The 20,137-nt window shown below is 61.9% G+C and carries 8 protein-coding genes; 5 read left to right on the top strand and 3 right to left on the bottom strand.

The annotated features are described in order from the left end of the window. Positions 1-84: 84 nt before the first annotated feature. From gspE to ACP7EE_RS20890, 4 genes are all read left to right on the top strand, one after another. The gene (gene gspE / locus ACP7EE_RS20905) at positions 85-1,491 is read left to right on the top strand and encodes a type II secretion system ATPase GspE (RefSeq protein ID WP_426236404.1); all 1,407 of its coding nucleotides are present in this window, start codon (positions 85-87) and stop codon (positions 1,489-1,491) included. Beyond that, entirely contained in the window at positions 1,491-2,702 is a 1,212-nt protein-coding gene (gene gspF / locus ACP7EE_RS20900; RefSeq protein ID WP_426236402.1) for a type II secretion system inner membrane protein GspF, read from the top strand. The genes gspE and gspF overlap by 1 nt, the downstream gene beginning before the upstream one ends. A 514-nt stretch (positions 2,703-3,216) precedes the next feature. Continuing rightward, entirely contained in the window at positions 3,217-4,329 is a 1,113-nt protein-coding gene (locus tag ACP7EE_RS20895; RefSeq protein ID WP_426236400.1) for a substrate-binding domain-containing protein, read from the top strand. Between the two features lie 190 nt (positions 4,330-4,519). Then, positions 4,520-16,987, top strand: a complete 12,468-nt coding sequence (locus tag ACP7EE_RS20890) for a filamentous haemagglutinin family protein (RefSeq protein ID WP_426236398.1) — start codon at positions 4,520-4,522, stop codon at positions 16,985-16,987. Positions 16,988-17,034: 47 nt separating this feature from the next. Here ACP7EE_RS20890 and ACP7EE_RS20885 read toward each other — a convergent pair whose 3' ends face one another. From ACP7EE_RS20885 to ACP7EE_RS20875, 3 genes are all read right to left on the bottom strand, one after another. Beyond that, positions 17,035-17,262: a type II toxin-antitoxin system RelE/ParE family toxin gene (locus ACP7EE_RS20885; protein ID WP_426206477.1), complete on the bottom strand. Its 228-nt coding sequence runs from the start codon at positions 17,260-17,262 to the stop codon at positions 17,035-17,037. A gap of 46 nt (positions 17,263-17,308) precedes the next feature. Next, the gene (locus tag ACP7EE_RS20880; protein WP_426206446.1) at positions 17,309-17,503 is read right to left on the bottom strand and encodes a stability determinant; all 195 of its coding nucleotides are present in this window, start codon (positions 17,501-17,503) and stop codon (positions 17,309-17,311) included. 254 nt (positions 17,504-17,757) lie between these two features. Continuing rightward, positions 17,758-18,705 (bottom strand): SphA family protein, encoded by a 948-nt coding sequence (locus ACP7EE_RS20875; RefSeq protein ID WP_426236396.1) that lies wholly within the window; start codon positions 18,703-18,705, stop codon positions 17,758-17,760. 211 nt (positions 18,706-18,916) lie between these two features. On the opposite strand from ACP7EE_RS20875, the gene ACP7EE_RS20870 reads away from it, so the two are divergent. Next, positions 18,917-20,008 (top strand): AraC family transcriptional regulator, encoded by a 1,092-nt coding sequence (locus ACP7EE_RS20870; protein ID WP_426236393.1) that lies wholly within the window; start codon positions 18,917-18,919, stop codon positions 20,006-20,008. Positions 20,009-20,137 lie beyond the last annotated feature (129 nt).

The following is a 20,137-nucleotide window of genomic DNA, read 5'->3' as shown; positions in this document are numbered from 1 at the left end:
ACCGAGCATGCTGGATTTACGGGTGCTTCGCCCCCGAGCGGGAGCAAGCTCCCTCGCCACAGGGGATTGTCTGGAGATTGGAGGATGAGTGTTTTGCCTTATGTCTGGGCCAAGGCGCAGCGCATTCTGTTGCGGGACGGGGTGTTGACGGTGTGCCCGTCCACGCCCGGCTGGTCGATCAGCGAGGTGCGCCGCCAGTTCGGCGCGGCGCCGGTCGAGCGGGTGCGGGATGACGAACTCGACGGCCTGCTCGCGGCGGCTTACGCTGACACCGGCAGTGCGGCAGCGGTGGTCGGCGCGGCGGAAAACGAGGTCGATCTCGACCGTATGCTGCAGGACATGCCGGAAATCACCGATCTGCTCGACACCCAGGACGGCGCCCCGGTGATTCGCATGATCAACGCCTTGCTTACGCAAGCAGCGCGCGATGAGGCGAGTGACATTCATATCGAACCGTTCGAAACCCATTCGGTTGTGCGCTACCGGGTCGATGGCACCCTGCGCGATGTGGTCTCGCCGCGCAAGGCGCTGCACGGTGCGCTGGTGTCGCGGATCAAGATCATGGCGCAACTCGACATTGCCGAAAAACGTCTGCCGCAGGATGGTCGCATCGCGTTGCGGGTGGCGGGGCGGCCGATCGATATTCGTGTTTCCACCGTGCCCACCGGCCACGGCGAACGTGTGGTGATGCGCCTGCTCGACAAGCAGGCCGGCCGCCTGCACCTCGAAACTCTGGGCATGGACGCGCAGGTGCTGGCCAAACTCGATCACCTGATCCGCCAGCCCCACGGCATCGTGCTGGTCACCGGCCCGACCGGCAGCGGCAAAACCACCAGCCTTTACGCCGCACTGGCGCGACTCGATGCAAGCACCAGCAACATCCTCACCGTCGAAGATCCGGTCGAATATGACCTGCCGGGGATCAGCCAGATTCAGGTCAACGCCAAGATCGACATGACCTTCGCCTTGGCGCTGCGGGCGATTCTGCGACAAGACCCGGACATCATCATGATCGGCGAAATCCGCGATCTGGAAACCGCGCAGATCGCGGTGCAGGCCTCGCTGACCGGTCACTTGGTGCTGGCGACCTTGCACACCAACGACGCGGTGTCGGCGGTCAATCGCCTGATCGACATGGGCGTTGAGCCGTTTCTGCTTGCGTCTTCCATGCTTGGGGTTTTGGCCCAACGGCTGGTGCGACGGCTGTGCAATCAGTGCAAACAGGAAGACCCTGTCGCGCCCGGAACCTGGCGCCCGGTCGGCTGCGCGTCGTGCAATCAAACCGGTTACAGCGGCCGCACCGGCATCCACGAATTGTTCTGCATCGACGACGACATCCGCACCCTGATTCACCAAGGGGCAGGGGAGCAGGCCTTGCGTGCGGCGGCGAACAAGGCCGGGATGTTCAGCCTGCGCGAGGACGGTGAGCGCTGGATTCGCAGTGGCGCCACCGCTCCCGAAGAAATCCTGCGCGTGACACGAGACGCCTGATGAATCGCTATCGTTTTGAAGCGGCCGACGCCAACGGCAAGATCGAATCCGGGCATCTGGAGGCCGACAGCCAGAGCGCCGCGTTCGGCGTGTTGCGCGGCCGGGGTTTGACCGCGTTATCGGTCGCCAAGGAGAGCAATGTCTCCAACCACAGTGGCGGCGGATTGTTCAGCGCCAAGCTCTCGGATAACGATCTGGCCTGGGCCACGCGGCAGCTGTCGAGCCTGCTCGGCGCCAGTCTGCCGCTGGAAGCCGCGCTGAGCGCCACGGTTGAGCAAGCCGAGAAAAAACACATCGCGCATACCCTTAGCGGCGTGCGGGCAGATGTGCGCAGCGGGATGCGTCTGGCCGAAGCGCTGGCGGCGCGGCCACGGGATTTTCCCGAGATCTATCGGGCGTTGATTGCGGCGGGAGAGGAGTCTGGCGATCTGGCGCAGGTCATGGAACGACTGGCGGATTACATCGAGGAGCGCAACAACCTGCGCGGCAAGATTCTCACCGCGTTTATCTACCCCGGCGTGGTCGGGCTGGTGTCGATCGGTATTGTGATTTTTCTGTTGAGCTACGTGGTGCCGCAGGTGGTCAGTGCGTTTTCCCAAGCGCGGCAGGATCTGCCGGGGTTGACGCTGGCGATGCTCACCGCGAGTGACTTCATTCGTAGTTGGGGCTGGTTGTGTGCGGCGGTCATGGCGGGGGCTTTCTGGAGTTGGCGCTTGTATCTGCGTAACCCGGCGGCGCGCTTGGCCTGGCATCATCGGGTGCTCAAGTTGCCTTTGATCGGGCGTTTCATATTGGGCCTGAACACTGCGCGTTTTGCCTCGACCCTGGCGATTCTCGGCGGCGCTGGTGTGCCTTTGTTAAGAGCATTGGAAGCGGCGCGACAAACCTTGTCTAACGACCGCCTGAGCCTGAGCGTGAGCGAGGCCACGGCCAAAGTGCGCGAGGGCGTTAATCTCGCGGCGGCGCTGCGCGTGGAGAACGTGTTTCCGCCGGTGCTGATCCACCTGATTGCAAGCGGCGAGAAAACCGGTGCGCTTCCGCCGATGCTGGAGCGGGCGGCGCTAACCTTGTCGCGCGATATCGAACGGCGGGCGATGGGCATGACCGCGCTGCTTGAACCGCTGATGATTGTGGTGATGGGCGCGGTGGTGCTGGTGATTGTGATGGCGGTGTTGTTGCCGATCATCGAGATCAATCAACTCGTCCAATAGTGGTGTGTCTGTTTACTTGATGTTGCCTGGGCTGACGCCATCGCTGGCAAGCCAGCTCCCACAGGTTTTTGTGTTGTGTAGGAGATTGCATTAACAGCGCTGACCACTGTGGGAGCTGGCAAGCCAGCTCCCACAGGTTTTTGTGTTGTGTAGGAGATTGCATTAACAGCGCTGGCCACTGTGGGAGCTGGCTTGCCAGCGATAGCGCCAGTTTGAGCAATAAAAAATTCAGGTTTATTTCACCAGCCTGAGCATCACCCGAGCGCCGATCCGGCCATCCTCGGGTTCACCTTTGTGTCATCTGCAACGGCCCTTCAAGGCCTGTGGCTGATCTGCGCGAAAACATTGCGACAGACCCAGCGAAGATCCCCACAAACACCCGAGAAACCCCCTCGAAAATCACCTCGCAGCTCCCGAGGTTTTTTCCTTTATCTGTCACCGGAAACTGCGAATTTCTCAGTGCGACGCAACCATCCCTGTGTTCCAAAAAACCGAGTTGAAAAGGAGATTCTTCATGTTCAAGCGCACTCTGATCGCAGCCTCACTGACTGTCGCCGCTCTGGCATCCGCCCAGGCCATGGCCGTAACCGGTGGTGGCGCTTCACTGCCTGCCGCTCTGTACAAAGGCTCTGCCAACAGCATTCTGCCTGCCAACTTCAGCTACGCCGTAACCGGTAGCGGCATCGGCAAAAGTGCTTTCCTGACCAACACCGCTTCGCAGTTCGGCACCACCGGTACTGTGCACTTCGCCGCCAGCGACTCGATTCTCAGCACTAACGAACTGAGCACCTACGCCACTAACTTTGGTGCCTCGTTCGGTCCGCTGATCCAGCTGCCATCGGTAGCGACTTCGGTGGCCATCCCTTACAAAAAAGCCGGCAACACCACCCTCAACCTGACCAGTGCTCAGCTGTGTGACGCCTTGTCGGGCACCAAGGTTACCTGGGGCGCGCTGTTGGGTACCTCCGACACCACCCCAATCCGCGTTGTTTATCGCACCGCTTCGAGCGGTACCACCGAAATCCTCAGCCGTCACCTGAACTCGATCTGCCCGACCAAATTCGCGGTCAACACCACGTTCACCAACGCACGTCTGCCAGCGGGTTCCGCTGTGCCGTCCAACTGGGTAGGCGTGGTCAACACCTCTGACGTTGCCACTGCGGTGAACGCGGTTGACGGCTCCATCGGTTATGTCGGTCCGGACGGTGTCAACGCTTCGAGCAACGCTGTGGTTGCCCGCATCAACGGCGTTCAGCCAACCAGCGCCAACGTCAACGCTGCACTGGCATCGGTCCCGGTACCGGCCACCGCAGTCAACGCTGCCGACCCGTCCAAGTGGTCTCCGGTAGTTGCCAACCCTACCAGCGGTTATGCAATGGCCGCTTACACCAACCTCATCTTCGGCCAATGCTACAAGGACGCAGCCGTGGCCGCTGATGTCAAAGCGTTCCTGACCCAGCACTACAGCACTCCGGGTAACGCTGCGGCCACCGCCGCTCACGGTTTCATCCCGGTTCCAACTGGCTGGAAAACTGCAGTGACCGCCAACTTCGTCACCAACTCCACCGGCTTCAACCTGGACATCAACAACACCAGCGTGTGCAACGCTGTTGGTCGTCCTTTGTAAGCATTGTTTCAAGCTGGACCCAAAGACAGCAGCCCTCGGGCTGCTGTCTTTTTTTCGCCGATTTACACCCCGATCATGAAGATTGTGTGACATCCGTTCGGTCGCGCACCTCGCCAACTGCCTATGTCGTAACAGCAGGTTTTTGCTTGGCCTGCAGCTTCGTGTGGCAATCAAAAAGGATCTCGTAGTGATGCTCGCTCGCCCATCCCGTCGCAGTACCCGTGCCCAGATGCTCAAGCGTGAGCTCGCCGACCCGGCGCTGTGGCTGCTCAAGCCACTGGCGCACGCGGTGGCGTTGTGTCTGGTGGCGGGCAGTGCGCAGGCGCAAACGGCGTTTAATTCGGGATGGTTTGCCGCCAAGGGTGCCGCACAACAGGCAGCCGCCGCGCGGCCAAGTGTTGGCGGATTGCCGGGGATGACGCCACCGCTGGCCCAGCAACAGAGAGCCAATCAGCAATTGCAGCGCTCATTGCAGACCCTTAACAACACCGTGGCGGCGATTGCGGCGCAGCAGGCCGCACAAGCCGCCGGGCGTGCGGCAGCCTTGGGTTCAGTCCAGTTGGTGCCGGATGGTCTGGGCGCGGGTGGTTTGCAGGTCGATAACAGCCTGGCGCAGGGTTGGCAGAACGCCAAAGGCCCGCAGCAAACCCAGGCTGACGGCAAGACCACGGTGAAGATCGAGCAGACCGCGGACAAAGCGATTCTCAACTGGGAAACCTTCAACGTCGGGCGTAACACCACGGTCGAATTCGCTCAACAAGCAAACTGGGCGGTGCTCAACCGGGTCAACGATCCGGGCGCGCGCGCCAGTCAGATCCAGGGCCAGATCAAGGGCGACGGCACGGTGATGCTGATCAACCGCAACGGCATCGTGTTCAGCGGCAGCAGCCAGGTCAACGTGCGCAATCTGGTGGCCGCTGCGGCCAATATCACCGACATCCAGTTCCGCGACCGTGGTCTGTACTTCGACAGCAACGCCAGCCAGCCGACCTTCACCGACGCCGCCGGCAAAGTGCTGGTGGAGCGTGGTGCCTCCATCCAGACGCATAAGCCGGCGCTGTCCACCGACGCGGGTGGATATGCCTTGCTGTTGGGCAACGAAGTGCACAACGACGGCAGCATCAGCACACCCAAGGGCCAGACCGTACTTGGCGCCGGTGATCGCTTCTACATCCGCAAAGGTTCGGGCACCGAAGGCAATGCGCTGTCCAGCACCTTCGGCAACGAAGTCAGACCTGGCTTCAAGGCCGGGGCGGTAGCCGGCAAAGTCAGCAACAGCGGCTTGATTCAGGCCGCGACCGGTGACATCACCCTGACCGGTCATGAGGTGCTGCAGAACGGCGTGTTGCTGGCCAGCACTTCGGTGGCGACGCGTGGCACCGTGCACTTGCTCAACCCTGCATCCGACGCTGATGGCAGCGTGACGCTCGGCCAGGCCAGCGTCACCGCAATCCTGCTCGACAGCAGCGATCTGACCGCCCTCGACAGCCAGCGCGACGCCGCGTTGAGCGCCGTCAGCGCGAACAACCGGATTCGCAGTGACCAGTCGCGTGTGGAGATCGGCAGCGGTGGCAGTGTCGAGTTTCAGAACGGCTCGATCACGCTGGCCACCGGTGGCCAGGTGGCGGTGGCGGCGGGGCGCCGCAGTCTGGTGCGCGACGGCGCGGTGATTGATGTGTCGGGCGCGGTTGGCGTGAAAGTCGCGATGGAAGCCAACAACATCAAGATCAATGTGCAGGGCAACGAGCAACGCGATGCGCCGCTCAACCGTGAGGGCGGTGCGCTCAACAGCAACGATATCTGGGTCGATGTGCGGGAGCTGGTGTACGTGCCGGCCGGCACTAATGGTTACGCGACAGACCGTTGGTACACCGCCGGCGGATTGCTCGAAGTCGGTGGTTATCTCGGCACCCAAAGCCACCGCATCGGAGAGTGGATGGCGCAGGGCGGCACCGTGAATTTCAGCGGCAACGACGTGGTGAGCGAGAAAGGTTCGCTGATCAACCTGTCCGGCGGCACCCTCGATGTGCAGAGCGGCGAGATTCGCCAGAGCTGGTTGCGTGGCGCCGATGGGCATTTATATGAAGTGTCGCGAGCACCGGGGGATCTGCTCTACACCGGGCTGTACAAAGGCTATGAAGACAGCAGCGAGCGCTGGGGCCAGACGCAGGTGTTCTACAACCCGCTGATCGCCCCGCGATCGCGTCGGGAATCGGGCTATACCGTCGGCCGCGATGCCGGGCAACTGGTGATTGGCACGCGCAACGCGCTGGTGGATGGCCAAGTCGTCGGCGAAGTGTTCCAGGGCGAACGCCAGACGCAAACCCCGCGCGCCGTGCTCGACGGCTATGAGCAGAGTCAGACCGCACTGGCGCGCCGGGCGCAGTTGATCGTCGGTCAGTACGATCCGGCCTGGTCGGCGACGGCTGGCGGTCTGCTGTACGAATTCGCGCCAGTGCTTGATCAGGTGCAGATCGGTGGCGAGCACGCTGCCGCACTCACGGTTCCCGGCCTGAGCGATGCCGTGGCCCAGGCGCGTCTCGGCAAGCTGTTTCTCGACAGTGATCTGGTCAACGGCTTTCGCCTTGGCGCGCTGAAGGTTTCGGCCAGGCAATCCATCGACGTCAACCAGACCGTGACGGTTGATGCGGGTGGCGATATCACCCTGTTCGGGCCGCAAGTTCAGGTCAATGCTGACCTGATCGCGCGGGGTGGCAGCCTGCATCTGGGCGATGTCCTGGCAGGCAATGCCGGGATCACTGTGCCGAGCGGAACCCGCGCCAGTGTGGCGGTTGCAGAAGGTGTGCAACTGGATACTCGCGGTCTGTGGAGCAATCTGCGCAGCAACCCGAATGACGTGAACAGCCTCGCCTATCTCAACGGCGGGCTGGTGTCGCTGCGCAGCAGCGGTGACATCAGCCTGGCCGCGAGGAGTCTGGTGGACGTGTCCTCGGGCGGCGCGGTGTTGGCCAATGGCAAGACCCGTGGTGGCAAGGGCGGCGATGTGACCCTCGAATCCAGCGCACTCACAGCGCCGGGGCAGGCGCAATTAAGCCTTGACGGTGAGGTGCGTGGTTACGGCGTGACGGGCGGTGGCAGCCTGACGCTGCAGGCCAACAGCGTACGCATCGGTGAGTCCAGCGATGCACTGGCCGAGCGCACTCTGCAACTGGCGCCGAGTCTGTTCAGCAAGGGTTTTTCCGCGTACAGCGTCACCGGTCTGAATGGACTGCGAGTGACTGACGGTACGCAAGTCGATGTAGTGATGCCGGTCTACCGTTTTGGCGACGCGGCGGCGAGTCAGGCCAGTGGCGTCGATCCACACACCGCGCTGCAGTTGTGGACGCCAAGCCTGGTTCAGGAAAACCCGATCAAAGGCGTTCTGACTCAGCGCGGCGGTGCCAGTCTGTCGCTGCAAGCCGGGCCGAGCGTAGCCAGCCTGATCGATCCTGCCCATAGCGCGCTGTCGGTCGGCCAGGGCGCGCGGATCAGCGTCGATCCCGGTCAACGCATCACGTTGCGCGGTGCCGGACAGATCACCGTTGACGGTGAATTGAACGCGTGGGGCGGCACCATTGATATCCGCCAGCAACAATTTGGTTCGATGGACGTGGCCAGCGTCTTGCAGAACGCCGACCCGATCGCCCACAACCGTTCGATCTGGATCGGTGAGCACGCGGTGCTGGATGTCGCCGGACGCGCGTTCACTGCCAGCGATACGCTGGGCCGGGTTTACGGTCAGGTGGGCAAGGGCGGCAGCATCATTGTCGGCGGCGAGATCGACTCGAAGAAGATCACCGCGACCTCTGCCGATGCCTACGTCATCGTGCGCGACGGTGCGCGTCTGGATGCCTCCGGGACGCAAGCGACGCTGGATATCGCCGGCGTCGGGCCGACCGTCGTCGCCACCGATGGCGGCCGCATCGCCTTGAGTTCTTACAATGGCTTGTTCATTGACGGCCAGTTGAAAGCGACTGCGGGAGGCGCAGGCAAGTCGGGTGGGCGCCTCGAAATCGCCCTGGAAGCGCCGTTGTACAACCGCAACCTGGCGAGTAACGAGGTGCGTGCTCCGCGTGAAATCATCATTGGCCAAGGGCCGGGCGGCGCGTTGTTGCCAGCGGATTTGCAACCCGGTGAAAGTGCTGCGTTGCTGCGCTATGGCCAGACTCGCTTGATCGCGGACAACTTGATGTCAGGTGGTTTTGACCACCTGAGCCTGTTGAGCAATGGCTTGCTGACGTTTGCCGGCGATGTCGATCTGCGCATGAATCAAAGTCTGAATCTGTACGCTGGCTCAATCTCTCTGGCCGAGGCATCCAGCGACACGGCCCGTGTCAATCTGGCGGCGCCTTACATGCGCCTTTCGGGGTTGGGTTTGTATCTGGCTTCGGATGTCGCCATCCGCCCAAGGGTCATGGCCAACCCGACCACGCAGGTGGCAAACGCCCAATTCACCGCCACGGCCGATCTGCTCGATTTGAGCAACACCCTGTCGTTCGGCACCGCAGGCTCGATTGCCCAGCTCGACGCGCCGACCAGTCTGGTCACCCGGAGCGGTTTTGATCAGGTCACCCTCGACAGCCGTGGCGACATGCGCTTCCTCGCGCCGACGGACAACGAACGCAGCTCGCGCTTGTGGACCGCTGGCGATCTGAATCTGCGCGCCACGCAGATTTACCCTGCGACCGGCGTTTCCGCCGACATCCGCGCCGGTTATCAAGGGCCGATCCAGGTTGCCGGTTTCGAGCGCACCTTGCGCATCAGCGGTCACGGCCCGGCGCCGCAAGCGCTGCCTTATTCGGCGTTTGGCAGCCTGCTGCTGGCGGCCGGGACAATCGAGCAGGGCGGTGTCATTCGTGCCCCGCTGGGTTTGATCACGCTCGGTGAAAACCTGCTGATGAACACCCACGAACTGCATCTGTTGCCTGGCAGCGTCACCTCCGTCAGCGGCGCTGGCCTGGTGATGCCGTATGGCGGCACCACCGACGGCATCGACTATCGCTATAACGGCAAGTCGGTGGCGCTCAACGGGGTGGCCGGAGACTTGAATGGCGTGACGCTCACCGGCCAGTACGTCGATGTGCAAAGCGGCGCGCTGATTGATTTGTCCGGTGGCGGCGATTTGCGCGGCAGCGGATTTGTCTCCGGGCGTGGCGGCTCTACCGATGCCCGCTTCAGTCCGTTGGTGCGCAATGCCAGCGACGGCACTTTCAGTTTGCCGGGGCTGAGCAGCAATCCGGTGTACGCCATTGTGCCGGGCAATCAGAGTGCCTTTGCTCCGGTGCTCGCAGAGGCCGGTGCCAGCGATCCGCGGCTCGGCCAACAGATCACCATCGGTGCCGGCGTTCCGGGTCTGGCCGCTGGCACCTACACCTTGCTGCCCTCGACCTTTGCCTTGTTGCCGGGAGCGTTCCGGGTCGAAGTCAACGCTCAGGCGACACCGGGCGCGACTGGCGCTGCGCTGAAAATGCGCGATGGCTCGTGGGCCGGTTCGGGGTTGATGTCGATCGCCAACAGCGGTCTGCGCGACAGTCTGGCCAGTCAAGTGATCCTGACGTCGGCCGATGTGTTACGCCGCTATTCGCAGTACAACGAAACCAGTTTCACCCAGTTCGTGCAGAGCGATGCCGCCCGGCGTGGCGTGCCGCGTGCCTTGGCACCGATGGATGCGAAGATGCTCAAGCTGCAACTGGTTGCCGGCGATCAGCACGCCATTGGCCTGAATTTCCAGGGCCAGGCACTGTTTGCCCCGAGCGCAGGCGGCGTGGCCGGGACCGCTGTTGTGACCGGAGGGGAATTTGAAATACTCGCTCAGGGCCAGTCGCGCACGCCAGACTTTGCCGGCATTTCGCTGTATGCCGACAGCCTCAATCGGCTGAATGCGGGTCGTCTGACCCTCGGCGCGACGCCGACGGTTGAATACGGCTCGACGGGTAACTTCATCCGGTTTGTCGGTGATGCTTCCAACATCATCCTGCGCAACGGGGCAATGTTGTCCGCACCGGAAGTGATATTGCGCACCACCAGCGCGAGCGGCGGTATCACCCTTGAAGCGGGGGCGGGCATCAACACGCTCGGCCGCGGTGACGCGCCTTACGACTCCACGGATGGCTTCATTTATGAGCCGGGCGCCGCCAGTCTGTTGATGGTGTCCAATGGCTGGACCAACATGCTCGCACCCGCGGTCGGGAACGATATCGACGGGGCCGGCAGCATCCGCATCGGCACTTGCGCAGCACAGGCGTGCACCTCGTCAACACAGCTCTATTCCAATGGCAGCATTACCGCCGCCACCGACAAACAGTTCGAACTGAACGAATCCGTGCGCTTCGGTACTCGTCACCTGTCCCTCGCGGTGGGCGCAGTCAATGCGGGCAGCGCAGACGCGCTGGCGGCGGCCGGTCGCGTGCCGAGTGGCCTGACCCTGAACCAGAACGTGCTGGACCGTCTGTTGCGCGGCGACACGCAATTCGCTGCCCCGGCTCTGGAAACCCTGAGCCTGACCACTCGCGACTCGTTCAACTTCTTCGGTAACGTCACCCTCGATACGCTCGACCCACAGACCGGCGTCAGTCGTCTGCAAAACCTGGTACTTGCCACTCCAGCCATTTATGGCATGGGCGAAGCCAGCGATGTGGCGACCATTCGTACTGCCAACCTGATCTGGAACGGCGCGACTCAGGCGCCGGGGGCAGTAGCCAGCGGTGGTGCCGGTACAGGCCGCGGCACGCTGAATGTCGAGGCGCAACGCATCGAGTTCGGCTATGGCCCGAACCCGCAACCCAACGGGCTGGATCAGAACAATCGTCTGGCACTGGGTTTCAGCAACGTCAATCTCATCGCCAGCGAGCGTATCACCGCCAATCACAAGGGCAGCCTGGCGGTGTATCAGACGCAAGGCGTTTACGATCCGCTGACCGGCTACGCCTACAGCGGCGGCAACCTCAACCTGCGCACGCCGTTGCTCACCGGTGAAGCGGCCTCGGTCAATCTGCTCAAGGCGGGCGGCAACCTGACGTTGAGCGGCGCGGCGAATTCGGCATTGGCCGACGCCCTCGGCGCGGAGCTGACGCTTGAAGCGCGCAACGTGTTGCTCGACGGCCGCATTGCACTGGCCAGCGGCAAACTGGTAGTCAAGTCCGAGGACGATCTGACCTTGACCGCTGCCGCGCAGTTGGACATGGCCGGGCGCACCTTGCCGTTCAACGACATCAGCAAGTACAGCTGGGGCGGCGACGTGGCGCTGTACAGCAGCGGTGGCAACATTCGTCAGGCCAGTGGCTCGCGCATAGACCTGTCGGCGCGCAACAACCAGGCCGGCAATCTGAGCGCCGTGGCGCTGGCGGCGGATGCGGGCGTGGTCGATCTGCAAGGCGAGATCCTTGGCGCCAGCAGTGGTTATTACGATGCCGGTGGCACGCTGGTGCCGTACAAATCTGCGGGCGTGGACATTCGTGCGCAGCGCTTGGGCAGTGAGTTGAACGAGGCGTTTGCCGCGCTCAATCAGCGTTTGAACGCCGGGCAGGTGTTTGGCAGCCGCAGCTTCCAGCTCAAACAGGGCGATCTGCTGATCGGTGACGGGCTCAAGGCCGGCGAGGTAAATGTCTCGCTGGACAACGGCAGCCTGAGCGTGAACGGCTTGATCGACGCCAGTGGCGAACGGGTCGGCAGCATTCGCCTGTCCGGCAAAAACGGCCTGAGCGTGGCCGGCAATGCCGTGCTCGACGCACATGGCCGCGTATTGCGGGTCGACAGCTACGGCAAGATCATCGATGCGCCGAACCGGGCGATGGTTGAACTCAATTCCGGCGATGGCCTGCTGACGCTGGCGTCCGGAGCACGCTTCGATTTGCGCCACGGCACCGACGCGCCGCTGGGCACTCTGGCAGCACAAAACGATGGCTTGCCGCGCGGCACGCTGGAGCTGAATGCGCCACGCATCGGCAGCGCTGATATCGCCATCGACGCCAGCGGTGCGCTGGACATTCAGGGCGCACGCTCGATCGGCCTCAACGCCACTCGACGCTACACCGATGCCGCCGATGGTGGTGATCCGGTGGCCAGCGGTCGGCCGTATCAAGTGATCGATCAGGCGTATCTGGAGCGCATTCACGGCGATAGCAGCGCATTCATCGATGCCGCGCTGGCTAACAGCGATTTGCTGCAACGCAAACTGGCCGGACTGAACAACGCGACGTACGTCGATGCGTTCCATCTGCGGCCCGGCGTGGAAATCGCCAGTCACAGCGCTGATGGCGACCTCGTCGTGCAGGGCGATTTAGACCTCTCCGGCTACCGCTACGCCAGCCTCAATCCGCATACGCAGAAAACCGCGGTGTACGGTTCCGGCGAGTCCGGCAGCCTGGTGATCCGCGCTGGCGGCAATCTCGATATCTACGGCAGCATCAACGACGGTTTCGCACCGCCGCCGGAAACCGTCGACGACGCCGGATGGAAACTGGTGCCGGGCGTGCAGCCGTTTGGCGGCGATCTGATCGTGCCTGGCGCGGGAGTGACGCTCGCAGAAGGCACGCTGTTTCCTCAGGGCACGACGCTCAATTACGACTTGCCGATTCAAGCGACGACACTGGTCAGCGGCACACTGTTGCCGACCGAGAGTACTCTGGCCGGGCCTTACACCTTGAGCGCCGGAACGGTGTTGGCAGGTGCGGTGCACGACGCATCGGGCAATCTGCTGTACGCCGCCGGGACCTTGCTCGGCGACAGCGTGACGCTGCCGGCGGGCAGCCGCCTGGGTGCCGGCATCCGCCTGAACGCGGCGACCGAAATGCAAGCCATGCTCTGGCCCAAAGGCGTGCCACTGCCAGGCGCGTTCGCCGATAACAGTGTCATTGGCGTGAAGCTCAGCGGATCACTGGAGCTGCTGCGCGGCTCGCTGATTCCGTCGATGACTGACGTGGTGCTGGCCGACGGCACGGTATTCATCGACCTGCGCCCGTTGAACGGCACGCAACAGGGGCGCAACTGGGCGGTGGCGAGCATGCTGCCGGCTGGCAGCACGTCGTGGTCGATGCGTGTGGTGGCGGGGGCAGATCTTGACGCTGCCGACAGTCGCAGCGTGAAGCCGTTGACCAGCGAGGGTCACTTGCGTCTGGCGGACACTCACTACGGGATGCTGATCTCTACCAAAAAACTCGATACCGTCTGGGCCGAAAATAATGGGTTGGGGCAGACGCCCGGCGAGGTCGTCAAAGACGAAGATCTGTACAAGTGCGATCAAAACCCCGGTGCATGCATAGCGCCCGCCAAGTTCCTGTGGACGGATGGCAATCCGATGGGCGCGCCGGCCGGCTCGCCAGTCAGCGACGACGATCTGTACTGGTGTGATATTGACCCGGCGTATTGCGCTGCCAACGTAGGCGGCACCACGGTTGCCAGCCATACGCAAATGTTCAGTGTGTTGCGCACGGGCGCCGCTGATCTGGACGTGTTGGCCGCTGGCAATCTGAGCATGGCTTCGCCGTTCGGCGTATATACCGCCGGTACGCAGTCCAGCGACGTTGATGCGCGTTACAACCAGCCTCGCGGTCGTCTGTCGGACGATGGCTCGGTACTGGGCAGCGCTGGCAGTGACAACGAGAAGTGGGTCAATGGCGGCAGCGACAGCTTGTATCAAGCCTGGTATCCGCAACAGGGCGGCAATCTCACGATCGGCGCCGGTGGTTCGGTTTCGGGCGATGTCGTCGGGCAACGCCAGGCCGGCATCACCATGGATACCCGTGAGCAGGTTCCGAGCGTTGCGGTGGGCAACTGGCTGTGGCGCCAGGGCAGTGGTAACGATGATGTACCGACTGCCTGGTGGATCAACTTCGGCAGCTATGCAAGTCAGCCCCTGCCGGAGTCGGGCAAGAGTGCCGAGCCGTATCTGCTGGGTTTCACCGGTTTCGGTACCCTTGGCGGCGGTAACATCAGCCTGCGTGCCGGTGCGGACGGCGGCATGCTCAATGCGGTGGGTGATGGTCGTACCAATCGCTATCCGCGTGGCCAGGGTCTGATCGTTGCAGTCGGCAGCACTGGACGAGTGGGCAGTGATGGCAGCCTGCAATTGACCGGCGGCGGCGATATCGACATGCGCCTGGGAGGGTCGCTTAATCCGTCGCTGCAGGCCCGTGCCGGGGAAACCGGAACGGAAGTACCGCGCCACGATCTGCAAGGCGCCGTTATCAACCTGCGTGGTGCGGCACAAATCAGCGCCAGTGCCTTGGGCGGAGTCAATCTGCACTACGGCGCGTTTGCCAAGGATCAGGATCCGCGCGAGGCTCGCGCCTACGACCCGTTCAACTCGACTCTGAGCAGTGCCTCCGGCGGTCTGGTGCTGATTCCGGGTGATTCGGCGATGCGCCTGAGCACCCGTGGCGATCTGGTAGTGGGCGGCGCCGCAGACCCCGGGCGAGTGCGCTTGCAGAACTCCACGCCATTTACCGACGCCAGCGGGGTGGCCCATGCGGGTGGTGGCTTGAGCGGTTTCTCGCTGTGGACCGATCACACCGCGATCGATCTGTTTTCGGCCGGGGGCAACCTGACTCCAAGCACGCAATTGGCCGAACAACTGACTTCGCGATTCAATACATCGCCCACTGACGGTCGCTTCGTTTATCCGTCGATCCTGCGTGCGGTGGCGGCGCAAGGCTCGATTTATGCGGGGGCATCGGCCGTTTATAGCCCGGGCAATGCGCCGCCGTTGGTGGACTACTCGTTATTGCTGGCGCCGTCGAACTCGGGTCAGTTGGAACTGCTGGCAGGCCATTCGATTTACGCCGGCGGTTACGCGATCAATCAGTCCGGGGCCAGTCCTGCGGCGCTGGCCACGCCGTTTGCGCCGTCCTTCAACGGATTCGCCAGTCACACTGCCAGCCAACCAATCATCAGCAATAACAGTGCTGACGGCGTGACCACGGACCGCAACGTGCGTTACCCGTTGTTTGCTTTTGGCGCCAATAGCTACTCGGGTTCGAGTGGCGTGCAAGGGCCTGCGCGGTTCTATGCCTTGACCGGGGATCTGGTCGGGGTGCGCAGTGGCGAAACATTGACGTTCAGTCTGTTCGGCGTACCACAGCGCAACTGGTATGAAGCGGCCGGCCCGGTGTGGATGGTCGCCGGTCGCGATATCGTCGCCTCGGGCACCGATCTGGGCAAACCAACGGCTGTACCGAATGACGGGATGGGCCAAGGTAATCAAACGATCAGTTCCACCGGCAACTTGTTCATCCACGACCGGCCGACCGATGTGTCGCGGGTTTCGGCCGGCCGCGACATTCTCTACAGCAGCTTCGATATCGCCGGTCCGGGCGTTCTGGACATCAACGCCGGACGCAACATCCTGATGGAGGATCGCGCCGGTATCACCAGTCTCGGGCCGGTGTTGTCGGGCGACAGCCGTCCCGGTGCGAGCGTGGTATTGCAGGCTGGGGTGGGCGCGAAGGGGCCGGATTACGCTCGGTTCATCGAGCGTTATTTGCGTCCGGACAACGTGGCGCGTGCGGACGCTTCGCTGATCGGGCAACCAGGCAAAGTGGTGAAAAACTACCTCGCCGAACTGCAGAGCTGGCTGACCCTCGGCTACGGCTTCAGCGGTAATCAAGAACAGGCGCAGGCTTTCTTCGCCGCGCTGCCGAGCAGTGCGCAAGCGATCTTCGCCCGTCAGGTGTACTTCGCCGAATTGCGTGCCGGCGGCCTCGAATACAACGACGCCGACGGCCCGCGCAGCGGCAGTTATCTGCGCGGTCGTAACGCCATTGCGGCGCTGTTCCCGAGTACCGATGTGGCGGGCAATCCGATTCGCTACGACGGCGACATCACCCTATACGGTGGCGCCGGGGTCAAGACGCTGTTTGGCGGCGACATTCAGATGCTTACACCGGGCGGCGGTCAGGTGTTTGGCATCGAAGGCGCGGCACCACCGTCCACCGCGGGGATCATCACTCAAGGTTCGGGCAACATTCAGCTGTATTCGCAGGGCAGCATTTTGCTCGGCCAGAGCCGGATCATGACGACGTTCGGCGGCTCGATTTTGGGTTGGTCGGCCGAGGGCGACATCAACGCCGGTCGCGGCTCGAAAACCACCGTGGTCTACACCCCGCCGAAACGCGTATACGACACATGGGGCAACGTCACGCTGTCGCCGTCGGTGCCGAGCACCGGCGCCGGTATCGCCACGCTAAACCCGATTGCCGAAGTCGCGCCGGGCGACATCGACCTGATCGCGCCGCTCGGCACCATCGACGCGGGGGAGGCGGGGATTCGCGTCTCGGGCAACGTCAACATTGCGGCACTGACGGTGGTCAACGCGGCGAACATTTCGGTGCAGGGCAAAGCGACCGGCGTACCCGTGGTATCGGCGGTGAATACCGGTGCGATCACCTCGGCCAGTTCTGCTGCATCGTCGGCAACGCAAGCGGCAGAAGACGTCGCGCGTCAGCAGCAAGCGGCGGCGCGGCAGAATCAGGCTTCGGTGTTCAGCGTGCAGGTCTTGAGTTTTGGCAATGAGCAACTGGCACCATCGCGTGACGGCGCCAGCCGCGCGCCGACGCCGGGTTACAACCCGAACAGCCCGGTGCAAGTGCTGGGGGCAGGGGCGCTGGATGAACAGGCGAAACAGCAGTTGACCGAGGAGGAGCGCGGGCAACTGACGTTGTAAAGGACTCTCGTGTAGTACTTTTGGGCGACCTTTTGGTCGCCCTTTTTTTATGTTGATGAAGTTGGAGGGTATTTTTGTCGGGCGTGAAGTACCGCCAGTATTCTGATGCGTCCATTCACTCGATAGACCAGCAGATAGTTCGGATGAATCACCATTTCACGAGTGCCAGGTACTCGGCCAGGTCGGTAAGCATATGGTATTGATGAAAGTCGCTGTGCTGCTGTACCAACCTTGTGTCTTAGCGAAATTGAAGCGTTGGTGTTGCGTTGCTCGATGTATTTGAAGATGTCGGCCAGTTGACGTGAGGACTTGCTGCTCCATTCAAGCAGCAGCGCGGCGCTTCCTGCGCATCTCTTCCAGCATCTGGTCGAGCATTAACATAGCTTCATCATGGGGAATGCCAGGACTAGGATCATCCAGTGCCTCCTGCACCTTGGCACGAAACCAGCGATCGTAGCTCTCTGCCTCTTCTTCGGATTCGAAATCAGAGTAAAACGGGGAAAGTAATATGCTCATAGTGATCTCCGTGAGCAATCTCAGCAGTCTAAGGGGGGAATGGCCCATTGTCGTCACTGGCAGACGATGCACCCCATGAGCCGTTGAAGAACCATGGAGTAACGGAGCCCATTGTCTGCAAGCGCCCCCGTTAAATCTGCCGGACGTTTCCCTCAGTTGTCCGGCAATCTCGACCGCCGTTGTAGGCGTATTCCACGAATGCGTTTTTCAGGTTTTCAGCCTACAAATTCGGGTGCGCTTTCCTACAAATGCGCTCAAAAAGCATACGGAATACTCACCTTCGCCCACAACATTTCCCCCTCCGGCCGATTCTCCACATCAAATTCCTTCGCCCAGCGAATCTCCGCACTGGCGTACTTTAGAAAGGTGAAATGCAACGCCGGGCCAATCGCAAACACTTGCCCGCGTACGCCATCGTTCACATCCTCGCCAGCAAATTGCACGGTGTGGCCGAACTGTTTGTCGTCGGTGGTCTGCTTGAGGTAGTAGCCGTTGATGCCGAGCATCAGGTCGTCGGTGATCTTGTAGCTGGCCGAATAATCGAAGTGGAAAATCTGCCCGGACTTGTAGTCGGTGTCTTTGTTCTTTTCGTTGAAGCTGTAAGTGGTTTTCATCGACACCTCGCTGCGTTCGGTCGGCAGCCAGGTGAAGGAGATCAACGGCTTGTAGGTGTAGAAATTGTTGCTGGTATTGGCCAGCCGATCGACGCTGTATTCGCCAGTGGGCACGGTGATTTCCACGGCGGCGCCGAGGGTCAGGTTCTTGCCCATGTCCCACAGGATGATCGGCGCGATGGTGGTGTCGCCCATGCCTTCGCGGGTGTCGCTAAGGCCGAACACCGAGACTTCCTGTTTCAGCCACGGTTGGGCGATATAGCCAGCCAGGCGTCCGCCGAAAATCCGCACCGGACTCAGGTAATCGAGGCGCGGGATGACTGCTGTGGATTCGATTTCGACATTCGGCACCTTGCCGCCCAACGAGCTGATGTTGAGCTTCCGTGCCTTGTAATGGTTGTAGTAGAGGTTGAACGCGACCATGTTCTGCGGAAGGCTGTCGACTTCCAGCGGCAGCATGAAGAATCCGTCGGTGCCGGTGCCGATGTTGTCGACGCCGGCTTCGGTCGCCAGTGCCGGCAACGTCGCGGCGCTGGCAACCAGCATCAATCCAAGACGCAAAGGGAATGTCGCGCGGTTCGGGTTCATGTCCGTCCTCATTATTATTGTGTTTGGGCGCACCGCCGGCGCTCAGGACGCCCGGCCACTATACAAATAAGCCTTCGGCGCCCGACAGGGCAGGGTATTGGCGGACACTTGAGGGCACTTCTGCGGACAGCTGATAAACCCTGTGCTAACTTCCTTGGACATAACCGGTAACAAAAATAACAATTCAGCATGATCCGGAATGTCCATCCCCATGAATATGAAAGCCGTCGATCCGACCTATGAACTGGCGCTGGTGTCGCCATTTCTCCTGCAAACCCTGGCCGAAGTCGCCGAGCTCAAGGGTATTCAACCGGACACGCTGTGCCGTGGCCTGGGTTTCACCCTCGAAGATCTGCAGGATCCCGCGCAACGGATTTCCTATCGCCAAGCGGTGGCGATGATCCAGCGCGCGCTCAAGCTCTTGCCCAATCAGGGCCTGGGGTTGTGGGTCGGCGCGCAGAATGTGCTTGGTACTTTGGGTTTGCTCGGGCATGTGCTGTCACTGTGCAAGAACCTGCGCGATGCTTTTGCGCTGGGGATTCGTCATCAGCACACCTCCGGCGGGATCGTGGTCTCGAGCGTCGATGTGGTCGGTGATCAGGTATATCTCGACGCCGAATGTCGGCTGCCGTTTGCCGAGGTGCAGGTGTTTGCGGTGGAAGAATTTTTCGCCAGCCTGCTGGTGTATGGCCGGGCGTTGGTGGGCGAGGGGTTCAAGCCGATTGCCGTGGAGTTTGTGCACGCTGCACCGGATTACCTTGATGAATATCGGCGATTGCTCGGGCCGGATGTGCGTTTCGGCTGTCTGCACAATCGCATGCTCATCGATGTGCAGTGGCTGGATGTGAAGCTGCCCAATCATCATTCGCTGGCGTTGCGTCAGGCGCTCAAATTGCTCGAGCTGGAAGCGGCGCAGGTGCATCAGAAGCTCGATCTGATTCAGGCAGTGGAGCGCGCGATTGCGCGGGATCTGAGTTGCGGCAGTCATATCGAGAAGATTGCCGGCGATCTGAACATGAGCAGCCGTACGTTGCGCCGGCGTCTGACTGAGCATGCGCTGACGTTCGAAGCGTTGCTCGAGCAGGTGCGGCAGGCACGGACCATGAGTTTGCTGGGCAATCCGGAAATGGCCATCGAGCGCATCACCGAAGAGGTCGGCTACAGCGATGTGCGCAGTTTTCGCCGGGCGTTCAAGCGCTGGACGGGGAAGAGTCCGAGTGCGTGGCGCGATTGCCCTCACCCCAACCCTCTCCCAGAGGGAGAGGGGGCCGACCGAGGTGTCTTGCGTGATACATCGACCTGAAAGCTTTGTGTCGATTATGGATTCACCAAAGCAGATTCACGTCGGCGTAAATCTCCAATATCCCCGGATCGGTCCCCTCTACCTCCGGGCGGTCCGACGTTTCGGGAGGGTTAGGGTGAGGGGACGCTT

The organism is Pseudomonas sp. TWP3-2 (assembly GCF_049897765.1).
In the GTDB taxonomy this organism is placed as follows: domain Bacteria; phylum Pseudomonadota; class Gammaproteobacteria; order Pseudomonadales; family Pseudomonadaceae; genus Aquipseudomonas.
This window is presented reverse-complemented; position numbering and strand designations above follow the sequence as displayed.

Bases quoted from the DNA above. Each gene is read 5' to 3' on its own strand.
- gspE (WP_426236404.1), top strand. From the start codon at position 85: ATGAGTGTTTTGCCTTATGTCTGGGCCAAGGCGCAGCGCATTCTGTTG.
- gspF (WP_426236402.1), top strand. From the start codon at position 1,491: ATGAATCGCTATCGTTTTGAAGCGGCCGACGCCAACGGCAAGATCGAA.
- ACP7EE_RS20895 (WP_426236400.1), top strand. From the start codon at position 3,217: ATGTTCAAGCGCACTCTGATCGCAGCCTCACTGACTGTCGCCGCTCTG.
- ACP7EE_RS20890 (WP_426236398.1), top strand. From the start codon at position 4,520: ATGCTCGCTCGCCCATCCCGTCGCAGTACCCGTGCCCAGATGCTCAAG.
- ACP7EE_RS20880 (WP_426206446.1), bottom strand. From the start codon at position 17,503: ATGAGCATATTACTTTCCCCGTTTTACTCTGATTTCGAATCCGAAGAA.
- ACP7EE_RS20875 (WP_426236396.1), bottom strand. From the start codon at position 18,705: ATGAACCCGAACCGCGCGACATTCCCTTTGCGTCTTGGATTGATGCTG.
- ACP7EE_RS20870 (WP_426236393.1), top strand. From the start codon at position 18,917: ATGAATATGAAAGCCGTCGATCCGACCTATGAACTGGCGCTGGTGTCG.